The sequence below is a fragment of the Limosilactobacillus agrestis genome (genome assembly GCF_014145585.1).
GTDB classification, from domain to species: Bacteria; Bacillota; Bacilli; order Lactobacillales; family Lactobacillaceae; genus Limosilactobacillus; species Limosilactobacillus agrestis.
Genome location: NZ_JACIVF010000051.1, coordinates 1 through 14,497, shown reverse-complemented (window position 1 = coordinate 14,497; position 14,497 = coordinate 1). Strand labels below are relative to the sequence as shown.

Annotated in this window: 15 protein-coding genes; all 15 read left to right on the top strand. The window is 34.4% G+C overall.

Annotated features, from left to right (window positions below; translation table 11 throughout):
* Positions 1 to 13: 13 nt before the first annotated feature.
* Positions 14 to 889, top strand: coding sequence for a YveK family protein (locus tag H5R88_RS04290; RefSeq protein ID WP_182600343.1), 876 nt, complete (start codon positions 14 to 16; stop codon positions 887 to 889).
* Positions 890 to 901: 12 nt separating this feature from the next.
* Positions 902 to 1,654: a CpsD/CapB family tyrosine-protein kinase gene (locus H5R88_RS04285; protein ID WP_182600342.1), complete on the top strand. Its 753-nt coding sequence runs from the start codon at positions 902 to 904 to the stop codon at positions 1,652 to 1,654.
* Between the two features lie 33 nt (positions 1,655 to 1,687).
* Positions 1,688 to 2,329, top strand: a complete 642-nt coding sequence (locus H5R88_RS04280; RefSeq protein ID WP_269448364.1) for a sugar transferase — start codon at positions 1,688 to 1,690, stop codon at positions 2,327 to 2,329.
* Positions 2,313 to 3,455 (top strand): glycosyltransferase family 4 protein, encoded by a 1,143-nt coding sequence (locus H5R88_RS04275; protein ID WP_182600341.1) that lies wholly within the window; start codon positions 2,313 to 2,315, stop codon positions 3,453 to 3,455. Before H5R88_RS04280 ends, H5R88_RS04275 begins: the two co-directional genes overlap by 17 nt.
* Before the next feature lie 16 nt (positions 3,456 to 3,471).
* Positions 3,472 to 4,521 (top strand): glycosyltransferase, encoded by a 1,050-nt coding sequence (locus tag H5R88_RS04270; protein ID WP_182600340.1) that lies wholly within the window; start codon positions 3,472 to 3,474, stop codon positions 4,519 to 4,521.
* Entirely contained in the window at positions 4,509 to 5,399 is an 891-nt protein-coding gene (locus H5R88_RS04265) for a glycosyltransferase family 2 protein (RefSeq protein WP_182600339.1), read from the top strand. Before H5R88_RS04270 ends, H5R88_RS04265 begins: the two co-directional genes overlap by 13 nt.
* 39 nt (positions 5,400 to 5,438) lie before the next feature.
* Positions 5,439 to 6,365: a WaaS/CpsH family glycosyltransferase gene (locus H5R88_RS04260; protein WP_182600338.1), complete on the top strand. Its 927-nt coding sequence runs from the start codon at positions 5,439 to 5,441 to the stop codon at positions 6,363 to 6,365.
* 10 nt (positions 6,366 to 6,375) lie between these two features.
* Positions 6,376 to 7,512 (top strand): hypothetical protein, encoded by a 1,137-nt coding sequence (locus H5R88_RS04255; RefSeq protein ID WP_182600337.1) that lies wholly within the window; start codon positions 6,376 to 6,378, stop codon positions 7,510 to 7,512.
* A 20-nt stretch (positions 7,513 to 7,532) separates the two neighbouring features.
* Positions 7,533 to 8,612, top strand: a complete 1,080-nt coding sequence (locus H5R88_RS04250; protein WP_182600336.1) for a glycosyltransferase family 4 protein — start codon at positions 7,533 to 7,535, stop codon at positions 8,610 to 8,612.
* A gap of 22 nt (positions 8,613 to 8,634) precedes the next feature.
* The gene (locus H5R88_RS04245; RefSeq protein WP_182600335.1) at positions 8,635 to 9,582 is read left to right on the top strand and encodes a glycosyltransferase family 2 protein; all 948 of its coding nucleotides are present in this window, start codon (positions 8,635 to 8,637) and stop codon (positions 9,580 to 9,582) included.
* Between the two features lie 11 nt (positions 9,583 to 9,593).
* A complete protein-coding gene (locus tag H5R88_RS04240) occupies positions 9,594 to 11,075 on the top strand; it encodes a flippase (protein WP_182600334.1) in 1,482 nt (493 codons plus the stop codon).
* Entirely contained in the window at positions 11,072 to 11,941 is an 870-nt protein-coding gene (rfbA, locus tag H5R88_RS04235; protein ID WP_182600333.1) for a glucose-1-phosphate thymidylyltransferase RfbA, read from the top strand. Before H5R88_RS04240 ends, rfbA begins: the two co-directional genes overlap by 4 nt.
* 12 nt (positions 11,942 to 11,953) lie before the next feature.
* Positions 11,954 to 12,535, top strand: a complete 582-nt coding sequence (rfbC, locus tag H5R88_RS04230) for a dTDP-4-dehydrorhamnose 3,5-epimerase (RefSeq protein WP_182600332.1) — start codon at positions 11,954 to 11,956, stop codon at positions 12,533 to 12,535.
* An 11-nt stretch (positions 12,536 to 12,546) separates the two neighbouring features.
* Positions 12,547 to 13,587 (top strand): dTDP-glucose 4,6-dehydratase, encoded by a 1,041-nt coding sequence (gene rfbB, locus H5R88_RS04225; protein ID WP_182600331.1) that lies wholly within the window; start codon positions 12,547 to 12,549, stop codon positions 13,585 to 13,587.
* 146 nt (positions 13,588 to 13,733) lie between these two features.
* The coding region (rfbD, locus tag H5R88_RS04220; RefSeq protein ID WP_182600330.1) for a dTDP-4-dehydrorhamnose reductase at positions 13,734 to 14,497 on the top strand (764 nt) is incomplete at its 3' end.

Below are 14,497 nucleotides of genomic sequence, written 5' to 3'. Positions count from 1 at the left end.
AGGAGTAGAAGTCGTGAATAGTTCACAACAAACAGCGAATAATACAATTGATTTGCATCGGTTAATGATGCTCTGTCGTAAACACATTAAGATGTTAATCATCTGGACATTACTAGCCGGAGTACTGGGGTATGTCGTGGCTCAGTTCGTCGTGGTGCCTAAATATACGGCCACGACGGAAATCTTAGTCAACCAGAAGCACTCAAATGATAACAACGGTCAAGCTTATAATAACCAACAAGCGGATATCCAAATGATTAATACTTATAAGGATATCATTACTAACCAGGTGATTTTGAGTAAGGCTAGTAAGCAACTTAAAAATCCAGTAAAGGTAATTAAACCGGCTCAACCGGCAGAATACCGTCGTAATGCGGATGGTACACGGAAATTAATTAAAGAAGCTCAACCAGCAGTCGTTGAGCATGGGGGTAAGAGCTATAATCTTTCAACGGCTGACTTAAAACAGGCCATCAGTGTACAAACCCAACAAAATTCACAGGTTTTCTCCCTTCAAGTTAAAACCGATGATCCACAAGAATCAGCAGTAGTTGCTAATACCGTTGCTGATGTCTTCAAACAACAAATTAAAAAGATCATGAGTGTTAACAATGTGACAATTGTTTCACGGGCAAGTACGCCAGATGAACCATCATTCCCTAACAAGAAGTTATTCGCTTTAGCTGGTGCGGTTCTCGGCTTAGTCCTTAGTTTCTTATACATCCTGATTGGCGACTTAATGGATACCAGTGTGCATGATGATGATTACCTGACTAATGAACTAGGCTTAACTAATCTTGGTCACGTGAACCATATTGAGATGAGCCGGGACTTTAAAGTTAATAATCAAGAAAGTCGACGCCAAAATAACGGTAATCGACGGGTTTAAGGAGGAGAGAATATGTCATTATTTCACCGAACACAACAACAATCAACGGATACCATGGATAATGGAGCCAAATTGATTACCGTTGCTCATCCGAAGAGCCCAATTTCTGAACAGTTCCGGACGATTCGGACTAATATTAATTTCATGGCGATCGATAAACCGATTAAGACCTTAGCGATGACTTCTGCCAATGTGAGTGAAGGGAAGTCAACCGTGACGGATAACGTAGCCGTTGTCTGGGCACAAACTGGGCAAAAGGTATTATTAATCGATTCTGATTTACGGCGCCCAACGCTTCACGCTACTTTTAATAAGAGTAATCAACATGGGTTAACGACGATCCTAACTAGTGGTACTAATTCCGTTGATTTACGCGCAATTATTCAACCTAGTGGGGTAGATAACCTCGATATCTTAACGGCAGGACCAATTCCCCCTAATCCAGCAGAACTTTTAAACTCACAACGGATGAAGACATTACTGGAGACGGTTAAAGGTATTTACGATATGGTTATCGTGGATGTACCACCAATGCTCGAAGTTACTGATACGCAAATCTTGTCACGTCATCTTGATGCCGTAGTTCTTGTTGTAAAGCAAGGCCAAACTCAAAAATTAGCCGTTAAACGGGCGGTTGAATTGCTTAACTTAGCACATGCTAATTTACTAGGATATGTAATGAACGATGTTAATGCCGATGGCGATGCTGCTTATGGGTACGGCTATGGTTATGGGTACGGCTACGGAGAGGATACAAATAAATAAAAGTTCTTAAATCAAAGGGGGAGATTCTTAAAAATGGACGGAAAATTGCAAAATGCTAATGTTGAGCGAATCAGTAATTTTAGCTGGTATCGGGATGTCTGCAAACGATTCTTTGATTTTGTGTTTAGCTTAATTGGAATTTTAGTGTTGGCGGTTCCTATGTTAATTATTGCAATTGTGATTAAAATAGATTCTCCTAAAGAACAAATTCTGTTCCGGCAAAAACGAGTTGGTAAAAATAATCATGAGTTTACTATCTACAAGTTTCGGTCAATGCGGCAAGATGCGCCACACGAGATGGCAACAAAGAATTTTGAGAATCCTGAAGCATATATTACCCCCGTTGGTAAGTTTATTCGAAAGGCTAGCCTTGATGAATTGCCCCAGCTATTTAACGTATTTAAGGGTGAAATGAGTATTGTGGGACCACGGCCGTTAATTCTAAATGAGGGAAAGGTTTTGAAACTCCGTGATGAATATGGAGCTAATAAGATTCTGCCAGGAATTACCGGTTTAGCTCAGGTCCATGGACGTGATGAAATCACCGATGCAAATAAGGCAGCTTATGATGGTAAATATGCTTTAAATATGAGTATGTTATTAGATATTACAATTATTTTTAAAACAGTATTTGATGTAATGCAAAGTAGGGGAATACATGAAGGGAAGAAGTAGTAATCGTGGAGAGCATCCAAAAATGAAAATTTTGTATTGTATAACCAGTTCCTCATGGGGAGGGGCGCAGTTACATGTACTTGAACTTTGTGCTGATCAGTTAGCCAGGGGGAATGAAGTTACCTTTATTGTAGGTAATAAAGGTCCATTACTGGACAAAGTTAAGCAACTAAAGGGGGTAAAAGTTATTCTTCTTCCTTCTCTAGTACGAGAAATTAGTCCTACTAATGATATAAAAGCAATAGTTGAGTTAAGAAAAATAATCAAGAGTGAATCACCTGACATAGTTCACCTGCATTCCTCAAAGGCTGGTGTTATTGGACGATTGTCCAGTATCGGACTTAGGAGAAAAATTAAGGTTATCTTCACAGTCCATGGCTGGGCATTTACTGATGGTGTTTCCTCACGATTAAAAAAATCGCTGTACAGAATAATAGAAAAAAGTGTTAGGCACTTTACTGATTTATTTATCTGTGTATCTTATTATGACGAAAAGATTGGTAAGAGAGATAAAGTATTGGACTCTACAAGTAATGTTAAAGTTATTCATAATGGGTCTATCACGCCATCAGAACAAAATATCAATTATTCAGTACACACGCCTCTTCGTTTAGTAATGATTGCGAGATTTTCTCCGCAAAAAGATCAAGAAACACTAATTAATGCGGTGACTAAGCTACCTAAAGATAAGTATAAACTTACATTTGTGGGTGACGGAGAAACACTACAAACAAATAAAGAATTAGTGTCTAAATATGGATTAGACCATAACATAAAATTTGCGGGGTTTAAAGATGATATAAGTGATGAACTTATTAACAATGATGTCTATATTTTGTCTACACATTATGAAGGATTGCCAATTAGTATTATAGAAGCTATGAGTTATGGGTTACCCATTTTGGCGACAAATGTCGGGGGAAACTCAGAGATGTTGGAAAATAATATCAATGGCTTTTTATTTACGTCCAAGGATGAACTTGCTGAAAAATTAAATTATTTAATAAATAATCCTGAAACAGTTAAAAAAATGGGTCAGAAAAGCTATCGCATTTTTAGTGATGAATATTCTTTATCGAAATGTTTGACAAAAATAAATAATTCCTATTTGGAACTACTTGATTAATAATTGGTGATACTCTATGAAAATATTATTTTTATTAAAAAGTCATGAATATTCTGGTGCTGAAAATGTAATTTTAACTTTAATGCAATTACTTCCAGCTAAATATGAAACATATTATGCTTCACCAGATGGTCCCATTAGGAAGACGGTAAGGGCTAAAGGACAAAATTTTATAGCATTAAATAAGCCTAATCTTAAATCTGTAAGAAGGACGATAGATAAAATAAAGCCTGATATTATTCATGCTTCAGACTTTTCTATGAGCGTGTTAGCAACGATGGCATCCTCGGGAATACCTATCATATCTCATCTTCATAATAATCCAACTTGGATAAAAAACGCATTAGATCCTAGAACCGTTGCATATAATATTGCACTACGCAAAATTAATAAAGTTATTTGTGTGTCTTCTTCGGTTATTGACGAATTTAGAAGTAAGCAATTAAAAAATAAATCGACTGTTATATCAAATATAGTTGATACCAATAGAATAGAAAGGCTAGCTATTGAAGATGTTAATAATAGTGATAGTGACTTGTGTTTAGTAGGAAGGTTAACTTCACAAAAAAATCCTTTGTTTTTCTGTGAAATAGTAAAAAAAATTAAAGAACAAAAACCTAACATTAGAGCAATTATTGTTGGTAGAGGAGAGTTGAAAGACAATATCGAAAGTTATATTAAAGCGAATAATCTAACTGACAACCTTAAATTGATTGGGTTTAAAGAAAATCCTTATCCTTACATGAAGGGAACTAAGATATGCGTAATGCCCTCTAAATATGAAGGTTTTGGATTATCGGCGGTAGAAATGTTAGCTTTAGGGAAACCAGTAATTGCTAGTAATGTTGGCGGATTGAAAGATATTATTAACAATGATTGTGGTAGGCTAATTGATGGCTTTAGTGCTGATGAATACGTTGAAACCTACTTTAAATTACTTGAGCCACAAGTGTATAAGCAAAAATCACAAGGTGCATTATTAACTTCAAAGGAGTTTGCGAACACTAAGCGATTTAGTGCTAATTTTATGAATATTTATATGGAGGCATTAAAATGCCAGAATTAACAATTCTAACTCCATGTTTTAACCGCAAGTCTCGAATGAAGAAATTGCTAGAAAGTTTAGAACAACAAACCGTTTTTGATTTTCAATGGTTAATCATTGATGATGGGAGTACCGATGGAACGAAGAAATGGTTTGACCAACTTGATAAGGTTTCGTACTCCTTTGAAATAGATTACTATTATAAGAAAAACGGTGGCAAACATACTGCCTTAAATTATTCTCATCAATTTATAAAGGGCAAATATATTGTTATTGTTGATAGTGATGATCGCTTAGTTGATAATGCGGTAGAAACTATTTTGACGTATTGGCGAAAATACGAATCTGATTCCCAAATTGGTGGCATTACCTTTCAAAAAGGAGAACTAGGAAATCATCGAAAATTTGACGATAAAATCGTTGGGGTTAAAGAATCAACATTTAGTGTCATGACTAATGAGGGAATGTCAGGAGACCATTGTGAAACATTTAGGACGAGTTTATTTAGACAACGTAATTTTCCAGTATTTAGGGATGAAAAATTTGTCGCAGAGGGTGCTATGTGGTATCTTATCACTCGAAATTATCATGTGATATATGTTGATGATGTTATTTATTTAGCTGAATACTTAGATGGTGGATTGACAAAATCAGGAAGAAGCTTACGAATATTAAATCCTAGAGGGAGCCGGTGGCATGCAAGAGCTTTCTTAAATTCCGATTTTAACTTTCGGATTAGGATAAAAAATTCCCTTTTGTTTAATACGTACTCTCATTTTATTGGAGAAAATTACTTTAAAGCTATTTCTACAACAACCAATAGTCGATTTATATTGACTATAAATTGGCTACCAAGCTATGGTTTATATTATATTTGGAAGAAAAAATATGGTAGTTAATGCCTTAGATTATTAATAAGTTAAGGTGGGAGTTAACTAATGATGGATGATATTAATTGGCAAAAAGAGAAAACGCTCATTTTAACTCAGACTGATCCTAATGTTGACGTTATGTTTAAGAGCTGGCTGAAGTATGGCCTACATGCGGACGTTATATTTAAGAATATATCTAAACCTTTAAGAGCTATTAGGAGGGTAGTAGCAACTAATTTGCCTGCAAACTTCCTTGCTAATTGGCTTAATGATTGGAAAAATGAACTAGATAAGTATGAAACAATTATCATTCATGCTAGTGAGTTAACTTCTCACTTGCCAACATATATTCATCAAATAAATCCGCAAGCTAGGATTATTTACTGGTATTGGAATCCGGTTAATAGCCATACTTTGCCTACCTTGGTTACTGATTCAGATGTAGAATTTTGGACATTCGATAAGGGAGACCAGGGAAAATACAATATGAATTTTAATATTCAGTATTATTCAGGGATTGATAATGTAAAAAAAAATAAATTGAAAAATGATATTTATTTCATTGGTCATGATAAGGGAAGAAAACAAGAGATTGATAATATTCTTGAAAAAGTGAAAGATTCAAACCTAAAATATAGAGCGGATATATTATCAGATGGTTCAAAAAAATATATTCCATATGATACAGTAAAAAAAAGAGTGTTAGAATCACGCGCCATTTTGGAAGTAAATCAACAGGGGCAAAAGGGGTATACTCTTCGTGCACTTGAAGCTTTATTTTTAGAAAAAAAGTTAATAACAACTAATAAAAGTATCATTAATGAGGACTTTTATTCACCTAATAATATTTTTGTTGTCGGTATAGATGATTGGGAAAAACTTTCAATTATAATAAAATCTCCATATGACAAGAAAGTAAATCGTTTTAAAAATGAATACGATGTCAATCAGTGGTTCAGTAATTTTTTTGTTAAAAAAAGTGGTATTATGTAAGGATTTTTTTATGTCTTCAAATATTAAAATTACAGGTTTATATACGAATGTTTTAACGTTTGCAATTTTTTATCTTGTTCTGATAAATAGTCTACTACAAGATAAGTTTTCTATTACGGTAGTTAGTTTAAGTAGGCTATTTGTTTTTGGAGTACTAGCACTATTAGCATTATGGAATATTATTTTCTACAAAGACATAGGTGATAAGTTAAACTATGTTGTATTTATTTTATTAGCAGTCTTCTTAGCACTACTAAAAGATAGTCAATTTAGTATTTTACTTTTATTTGCGATTTTTTGTTCTCTAATTGATCCTTATATGGTAGTGAGAGCTTATTTTAGAGGAATACTATACGGAGTCATTATTGTTAGCTTGGCTAGTTTGCTTGGCTATATTCCTAAAATGTTAGGAAATATATGGGTATTTGGTTTTTCAAATCCAAATGCAATTGGATTTTTGATAGCAACAGAAATTTTAACTTATATTACTTTACATTGGAAAAAAATAACATTTACTGATTATCTTATTTTTATAATAGGTCTTCTATTTGAGAAAATAGTTTTGAGTGATGATACTGCGACAATTGTATTGATCATTTTTATGATTATATACTTGATGTCAAAGAAACAGAGCTTGTTTTCTTTAATTAGTAAATTAACGATAATGGCTCCTATATTTTTATTTAGCTTTTCCTGGTTTATATCTAATTATTATGGCAGATATAATTGGATAGCTAAATTTAGTAAGATTATTACAGATAGGCCAGAAATATGGAGTTATTATCTTAATATTTATGGAGTTCACTTGCTACCTCAAAAAATAACTCTTTTTTTTGCAACAGATTTTCAACGCGCCTTTTTTGGAGGAAATCTATCTAATTTATACGCGGGATTCGATACTTCTTATATATATATGCTGTTATCTGATGGTTTGCTTTTATCATTCTTTATAATTTTTGTATTGACATATTTTGCAAACAAAATTAAAACCAATCCTGCTCTTATTTGTTTTACCTTTTCTATTTTTATTTTTGGATTTACTGAAACAGCCGTACTGGCGCCATTAGCATATTATCAAAGTGTGATTTTAATTATCGCTTTTGCAAGTTTTATTAATCACAATTACTTTAATAAAAATATAAAGTAATTAAGAAAGGATTTAGCGTTATGAGAATAAATATGGTCTTACCAGGAATAGGTCATTCTGGTGGCGTACAGATGGCGATTGATTATTTAAATTATTTTGCTCAGAAGGACAATGATGTTGTATGCTATGTACCATTTACAGGTGCATACTATGGATGGAAAAGAATGTTGTTTCCTAAGGCAATATATCGAATCATTAATTCTGAAGACCTGCAGGGAAAATGGATTTCTCATAAAATTAACATTAAATTTGTTCCTTATATTAGTAATCTTCATGTTAGAGATGCAGATATTACAATCGCAACAAGCTGGTTAACAAGTTATTGGGTTTATAATTTAAAACCACAAAAGGGCGCGAAAGTTTATTTTATCCAAGATTTTGAAACATGGGGTAATGATAGTGAAAACAAAAAAGTAAAAGCAAGTTATCAATTACCATATGATTTGCGAATTTCAGTTAGTACAGAACTTCATGATAAATTAATGCAAGAGCTAAATGCAAGTTCAGCGGTTATTTGCAATGGTATTCCTAAAAAAAATATTCTTAAGGCACCAAAAATTGGTAAGAAAAATATTGTTATTGGTTTTCCCTTTAGAGAGAGACGAGCAATTAAGCAGGATATAAAAAATACAGAGTTTGGCGTTAAGAATTTACAGAAGTTTGTTCATAAGAATCCGGCAATAAAGTTAAAGACATTTGGCTTTAAAAAGCCAGAAAACTTTCCTGAACAAATTGAATTTTTCGAAAATCCTAGTAGAAATGAGCTAAATAGTTGGTATGATTCTATTGATATTTTTTATGTCCCAAGTCTCTATGAGGGCTGGGGATTGCCGGCTATGGAAGCAATGGCTCGCGGATGTGCAGTGATAGGTGCAGATACTGGATGTCTTAAAGAGTTTGGTCGACATATGGAAAATTGTTATAAACTTAACAATATGACGAATCAACAAGAATTATTTCATGGATTAGAAACATTAATTAGGTCAAATAATTTAAGACAAAAAATTTCTAAAAATGCAATTAAAACAGTGAATAATTATTCTTTTGAAAATAAGGCGCAAGAATTTTTAGAGCTCCTAGAAAAGTTAAAAATATATTAATAATTAATGTGGGTGAAAAGTTATGGATGAACTTATTAGCGTGATTGTTCCTGTATATAATTCGGAAAGCTATTTGCATAAGTGTATAACTAGTTTGATAAATCAAAATTACTTGAATTTAGAAATTTTGTTAATTGATAATGGCTCGACAGATAATTCACTTGAAATATGCCAGAACTATGCAGAAAAAGATAAAAGAATAAAAGTCTATCAAACTAAAGATGGTAGCCAAGGAGCAGCCAGAAATTTAGGGATTTTAAAATCAAAGGGCGATTATGTTATGTTCGCCGATAGTGACGATTATGTTGTTAATGATTTTTGTCAAAATGCATTAACAGCTATTCAAAAATTTAATTCTGATATTGTGATTTTTGATTACTTTATTGTCAAAGATGGCAAACTTACTTTACAAAACATTTTTTCAAAGCAAGTTGCGGGTAGTGTTGACAAGAAAATTGTAGTTGCATCTTTGATTGATGAAAGTTTTGTATGGAATAAAATTTTTAAAAGAAAACTTTTTAGTAATATTGAATTTCCTTCAGATGAAAAATATGAAGATATTTCAACAGTTTATAAGTTAATTGCTAAGGCAAAAAAAATAAGCTATTTAAATAAGACACTTTATTTTTATGTAACAAGGTCAGATAGTACGGTTAATACTAATACAAATGTTGACACATATTTAGCAAGCTCATTAAAGCTTTATTCTTTTATCCAAAATGATTATCCGGAGATTTATAAAAGAGATGAAATTCAAGAATCACTAGTAGAGCTAGTCCTATTCTATATTTCTAAAGGGAAAAAAGATGATGAATTCTTAGAAGATAAAGCAATGAACATTATAACTAACACACATATAATTCCAAAACAACTAAGTAATAAAAGTAGAATTCTACTTTTATTACTTAGATATTTCCCTTTACTAGCTAATTTTTTATTAAGTGCAAAAAGGAAAGTTACTGAAAATTGAGGAATGAGAAAATGAGTTTGAAAAATAATAAGTCACTAGGTATTAATGCTATTCTTAATGGCTTACAAAGTGTATTAAATCTAATTTTTCCACTAATAACATTTCCATACGTTTCTAGAATCCTTTCTGTTGATGGAATGGGAATATATAATTTTTCAAATACATATGTAGGATACTTTTTATTGATTGCTGGTTTGGGCATTAATACTTATGCAGTCAGAGAGGGTGCCAAATTTAGAGATAATTATAGGAAAATGAGTGATTTTTCTAGCGAGATATTCACTCTTAATATGATTTCTACACTGATAGCGTACATTTTATTGATATTGAGTCTATTAATATTTAATGCATTAAATACCTATGACCTGTGTATTTTGATTTTCAGTGTTCAAATATTATTCACCACTTTGGGGACAAATTGGCTTTATGTTATCTATGAAGATTATGCGTATATAACAAGCAGAAATATTGCTTTCAAAATAATTTCTATCGTTTTGTTGTTTGTTTTTGTGAAGAAGCCTACGGATTATTTTGTTTATGCGTGGATAACGGTATTGGCTTCAGTTGGATCGAATATATTGAATTACATTCATGCAAAATCATTTGTTGATTTACGCTTTTTATGGAGTACAAAGTGGAAAACTCATTTAAAACCTACTTTAATTATCTTTGCATCAGCAATTGCAATTAATATATATATTTCTTCTGACAGTACGATTCTTGGTTTAATAAAGGGAAATTATGAGGTTGGTATTTACGGCGTTTCGGTAAAGATTTATACAATTGTTGCGAGTTTACTAACCGCAATTTTAACCGTGACAATTCCACGGCTCTCCACTCTGTATGGTAAAAAATTATTTGATGAATACCATGCTCTATTAAATAGGCTAATGAATTTATTAATTATTTTGGCTTTCCCTGCTATGACGGGATTAATGATGCTTAGTAAAAATATTGTAATAATTATTGCAGGAGAAAAATATATACGTGCTGCTACTTCTTTAGCAATTATTGCCTGGGCAATTTTATTTTCACTTTTTAGCTGGATTTTTTCCGATTGTGTCTTACTTCCAGCTAAAAGAGAAAAGTATCTTCTAAAAAGTACGATTATCACAGCGATATTTAACATATTAATTAATTTGATTTTTATACCACTATGGTCATATGATGGTGCAGCACTAAGTACTGTTTTAGCAGAAGTAATGTCGGTAACTATGAATGCTTACTATGGAAGAGATATTTTAAAAAGAACATTTTCTAACAGATCAATTTTGAAAAATATTTTTGATTCTTTAGTTGGTTGTATTGTTATTGGGATAATTTGCTATGTGGTTAACTCAAACATCGATTCATATATAATTGGCTTAATAATTTCGGTACCACTTGCCATTGTAACTTATTTTTTGGTTTTGCTATTAATGAAAAACTTGGCATTTAAAGAGTTTATTAGGGCTGTAAGTAATGCACTACAAAGAAGGAGAAGCAGATCATGAAAGGAATAATTTTAGCTGGTGGGTCAGGAACCCGTCTCTATCCAATTACGCGTGGTATTTCAAAACAATTGATTCCAGTTTATGATAAACCGATGATTTATTATCCCTTATCAACTTTGATGTTGGCAGGTATTAGAGATATATTGGTGATCTCAACACCTGAATATATGCCACTATTCCAAGACTTATTAGGAGATGGTTCTAATTTGGGATTAAACTTCTCTTATAAAGTTCAAGAAAAGCCAAACGGTCTCGCTGAAGCTTTTATTCTCGGCGAAGATTTTATCGGTGATGATAGTGTTTGTTTGATTTTAGGTGATAATATCTATTACGGGGCTGGTTTGTCCGACTTAGTTCAATCGGCAGCACAAAAAACTGATGGTGCCACAGTTTTTGGTTACCATGTTAACGATCCCGAACGCTTTGGTGTGGTCGACTTTGATGATCAGATGCATGCCTTATCGATTGAAGAAAAGCCAGCTCATCCCAAGAGTAATTATGCGGTGACTGGTCTTTACTTTTATGATAATCAAGTAGTTGATATTGCTAAAAATATCAAGCCATCAGATCGGGGCGAACTTGAAATCACTGATGTTAACAAGGAATACCTGCGTCAAGGTAAGCTCGATGTTAAGTTAATGGGTCGTGGCTATGCCTGGTTAGATACCGGTACCCACGATTCAATGCTCGAAGCAGCCAATTTCATTGCCACGATTGAAAAGCGGCAAAACTTAAAGGTGGCTTCCTTAGAAGAAATTGCTTATCGGATGGGTTACATTAATAAGGACCAATTAGTTGAACTGGCACAACCGTTAAAAAAGAATGATTATGGTCAATACTTATTGCGGTTAGCTCAACAGGACTAGGGAGAATAAATAATGGGAAAATTAAACGTTCAAACAACAAAATTACAAGACGTTAAAATTATTACACCAGCGGTCTTTGGTGATCACCGGGGCTTCTTTGAAGAAACCTACTCTGATCGTGACTTTAAGAATGCTGGGATTAACTTTAACTTTATCCAAGATAATCAATCACTTTCAACGCATGCTGGTGTTTTGCGCGGACTACACTTTCAACGCGGTAAAGCAGCCCAAACAAAATTAATCCGGGTCGTTACTGGGGCTGTCTTGGATGTCATTGTCGACTTACGAAAAGGTTCCCCTACATACAAGCAATGGGAAGGTTATATCTTGTCCGCAAGTAACCACCGCCAACTCCTGGTTCCGCGGGGCTTTGCGCATGGCTTCTTGACTTTAACTGATAACGTTAACTTTGTTTACAAGTGCGATAACTATTACGATGCGGAAGCGGATGGCGGGATTTCCTTTAAGACGCCGGAATTAAACATTGACTGGCCAATTGAATTTAATAAGGCTATTACTTCGGAAAAGGATGCCGCACAACCAACCTTAACTGAATTTGAAAAAGACAACCCATTTGTTTATGGTGAAATTTAAGCGAGGTCGTTATGGAAACTTTTAAGAATATTATTGTTACCGGGGGAGCCGGTTTTATTGGCTCCAACTTTGTTCACTATGTTGTTAACCACCACCCGGAAGTTGAACATATTACGGTGTTAGATAAACTGACTTATGCTGGGAATCCCGCTAATCTTGCTGGCTTGCCAAAGGATAAAGTTGAACTCGTAGTTGGGGATATTTGTGATCAGGACTTAGTTGATAAGCTGGTAAGCAAAGCTGATGCAGTTGTGCATTACGCGGCTGAAAGTCACAATGACAATTCTTTGATTGATCCCACTCCGTTCATTCAAACTAATATTGTGGGTACTTCAGTTTTAATCAATGCTTGTCGCAAGTATGACGTTCGTTACCACCATATTTCAACGGATGAAGTCTATGGCGATTTACCATTACGGGAAGACTTACCTGGTCATGGTGAAGGTAAAGGAGAAAAGTTTACTCCTGAATCTCCGTACCGGCCATCAAGTCCTTACTCTTCTTCTAAAGCGAGTTCAGACTTGTTAGTACGAGCTTGGGTTCGGTCATTTGGCTTACGGGCGACAATTTCCAATTGTTCCAATAATTATGGACCTTACCAACACATTGAAAAGTTCATTCCCCGCCAGATTACTAATATCTTAAGTGGCATTCGTCCTAAGCTTTATGGATCTGGTAAAAATGTCCGTGATTGGATTCATACTAATGATCATTCGCGGGCAGTTTGGGATATTTTGATTAAGGGGAAGATCGGTGAGACTTACCTCATCGGGGCCGATGGTGAAAAGAACAACAAAGAAGTCCTTGAAATGATCTTAGAGTTAATGGGTCAACCTAAAGATGCTTATGACCATGTTAAAGATCGTCCCGGCCATGATTTGCGTTATGCCATTGATGCAACAAAGCTGCGGACAGAATTAGGTTGGGAGCCCGAATTTACTGACTTCAAGACCGGTTTACAACACACGATTGATTGGTATACGGAACACCAAGATTGGTGGAAAGATGAAAAAGCCGCGGTTGAAGCAAAATATGCGAAAAACGGTCAATAAAAGATGAAAAGAGTCGTGTTATTCCCGAATTTAAGGAATGCACGACTCTTGTTTTAAGGACAACAGATGAATAACATGGAAAGAATATTGAAAGCTGTTGTCAATTTGATTATAACATTAATCAGGTTTAATTAAGGAGAAGACGAATGACAAAAATTTTAATCACTGGTGCTAATGGTCAACTCGGTTCAGAATTACGGAACCTATTAGATGAACGCGGAATTGCATATGACGCCTTTGATTCTAAGCAAATGGATATCACTGATCAAGCCGTTGTAAATGAAAAGATTAGTGCGCTTAAGCCGGAAGTGATCTATCATTGTGCCGCTTATACCGCCGTTGATAACGCTGAAGATGTTGCCAAAGACCTCAATTGGCAAGTAAACGTAGATGGTACGCGTAATGTTGCCGAGGCTGCTAAAAGAGTTGGCGCTAAGATAGTTTACATCAGTACTGATTATGTCTTTGATGGGACTAATGAAGGTGAGTATGAAGTTGACGCACCCACTAATCCACGAAATGAATATGGTAAAGCTAAACTTGCCGGTGAAAAAGCAATCCAGGAAACCTTAGCTGATTACTACATCATTCGCACATCCTGGGTCTTTGGTAAATACGGTAAGAATTTTGTCTATACGATGCTTCGTCTTGCCAAAGACCATGATCAGCTCACCGTCGTTAACGATCAGTTTGGTCGCCCAACATGGACTAGAACGCTTGCCGAGTTTATGACGTACTTAGTCGATCATAATCAGCCATTCGGTACCTACCAGCTATCTAACGAGAATAGTTGTTCCTGGTTCGAATTCGCCACCGAGATCTTAAAGGATGAAGACGTTGAAGTCGCTCCTGTGAACTCTTCAGCATATCCAGCCAAAGCTTACCGCCCTCGCCATTCAGTTATGAGCTT

Coding starts and splice junctions, on each gene's coding strand:
- rfbB (WP_182600331.1), top strand. CDS start 12,547: ATGGAAACTTTTAAGAATATTATTGTTACCGGGGGAGCCGGTTTTATT.
- H5R88_RS04255 (WP_182600337.1), top strand. CDS start 6,376: ATGTCTTCAAATATTAAAATTACAGGTTTATATACGAATGTTTTAACG.
- H5R88_RS04275 (WP_182600341.1), top strand. CDS start 2,313: ATGAAGGGAAGAAGTAGTAATCGTGGAGAGCATCCAAAAATGAAAATT.
- rfbA (WP_182600333.1), top strand. CDS start 11,072: ATGAAAGGAATAATTTTAGCTGGTGGGTCAGGAACCCGTCTCTATCCA.
- H5R88_RS04265 (WP_182600339.1), top strand. CDS start 4,509: ATGCCAGAATTAACAATTCTAACTCCATGTTTTAACCGCAAGTCTCGA.
- H5R88_RS04280 (WP_269448364.1), top strand. CDS start 1,688: ATGGACGGAAAATTGCAAAATGCTAATGTTGAGCGAATCAGTAATTTT.
- H5R88_RS04245 (WP_182600335.1), top strand. CDS start 8,635: ATGGATGAACTTATTAGCGTGATTGTTCCTGTATATAATTCGGAAAGC.
- H5R88_RS04285 (WP_182600342.1), top strand. CDS start 902: ATGTCATTATTTCACCGAACACAACAACAATCAACGGATACCATGGAT.
- H5R88_RS04260 (WP_182600338.1), top strand. CDS start 5,439: ATGATGGATGATATTAATTGGCAAAAAGAGAAAACGCTCATTTTAACT.
- H5R88_RS04270 (WP_182600340.1), top strand. CDS start 3,472: ATGAAAATATTATTTTTATTAAAAAGTCATGAATATTCTGGTGCTGAA.
- rfbC (WP_182600332.1), top strand. CDS start 11,954: ATGGGAAAATTAAACGTTCAAACAACAAAATTACAAGACGTTAAAATT.
- H5R88_RS04240 (WP_182600334.1), top strand. CDS start 9,594: ATGAGTTTGAAAAATAATAAGTCACTAGGTATTAATGCTATTCTTAAT.
- H5R88_RS04250 (WP_182600336.1), top strand. CDS start 7,533: ATGAGAATAAATATGGTCTTACCAGGAATAGGTCATTCTGGTGGCGTA.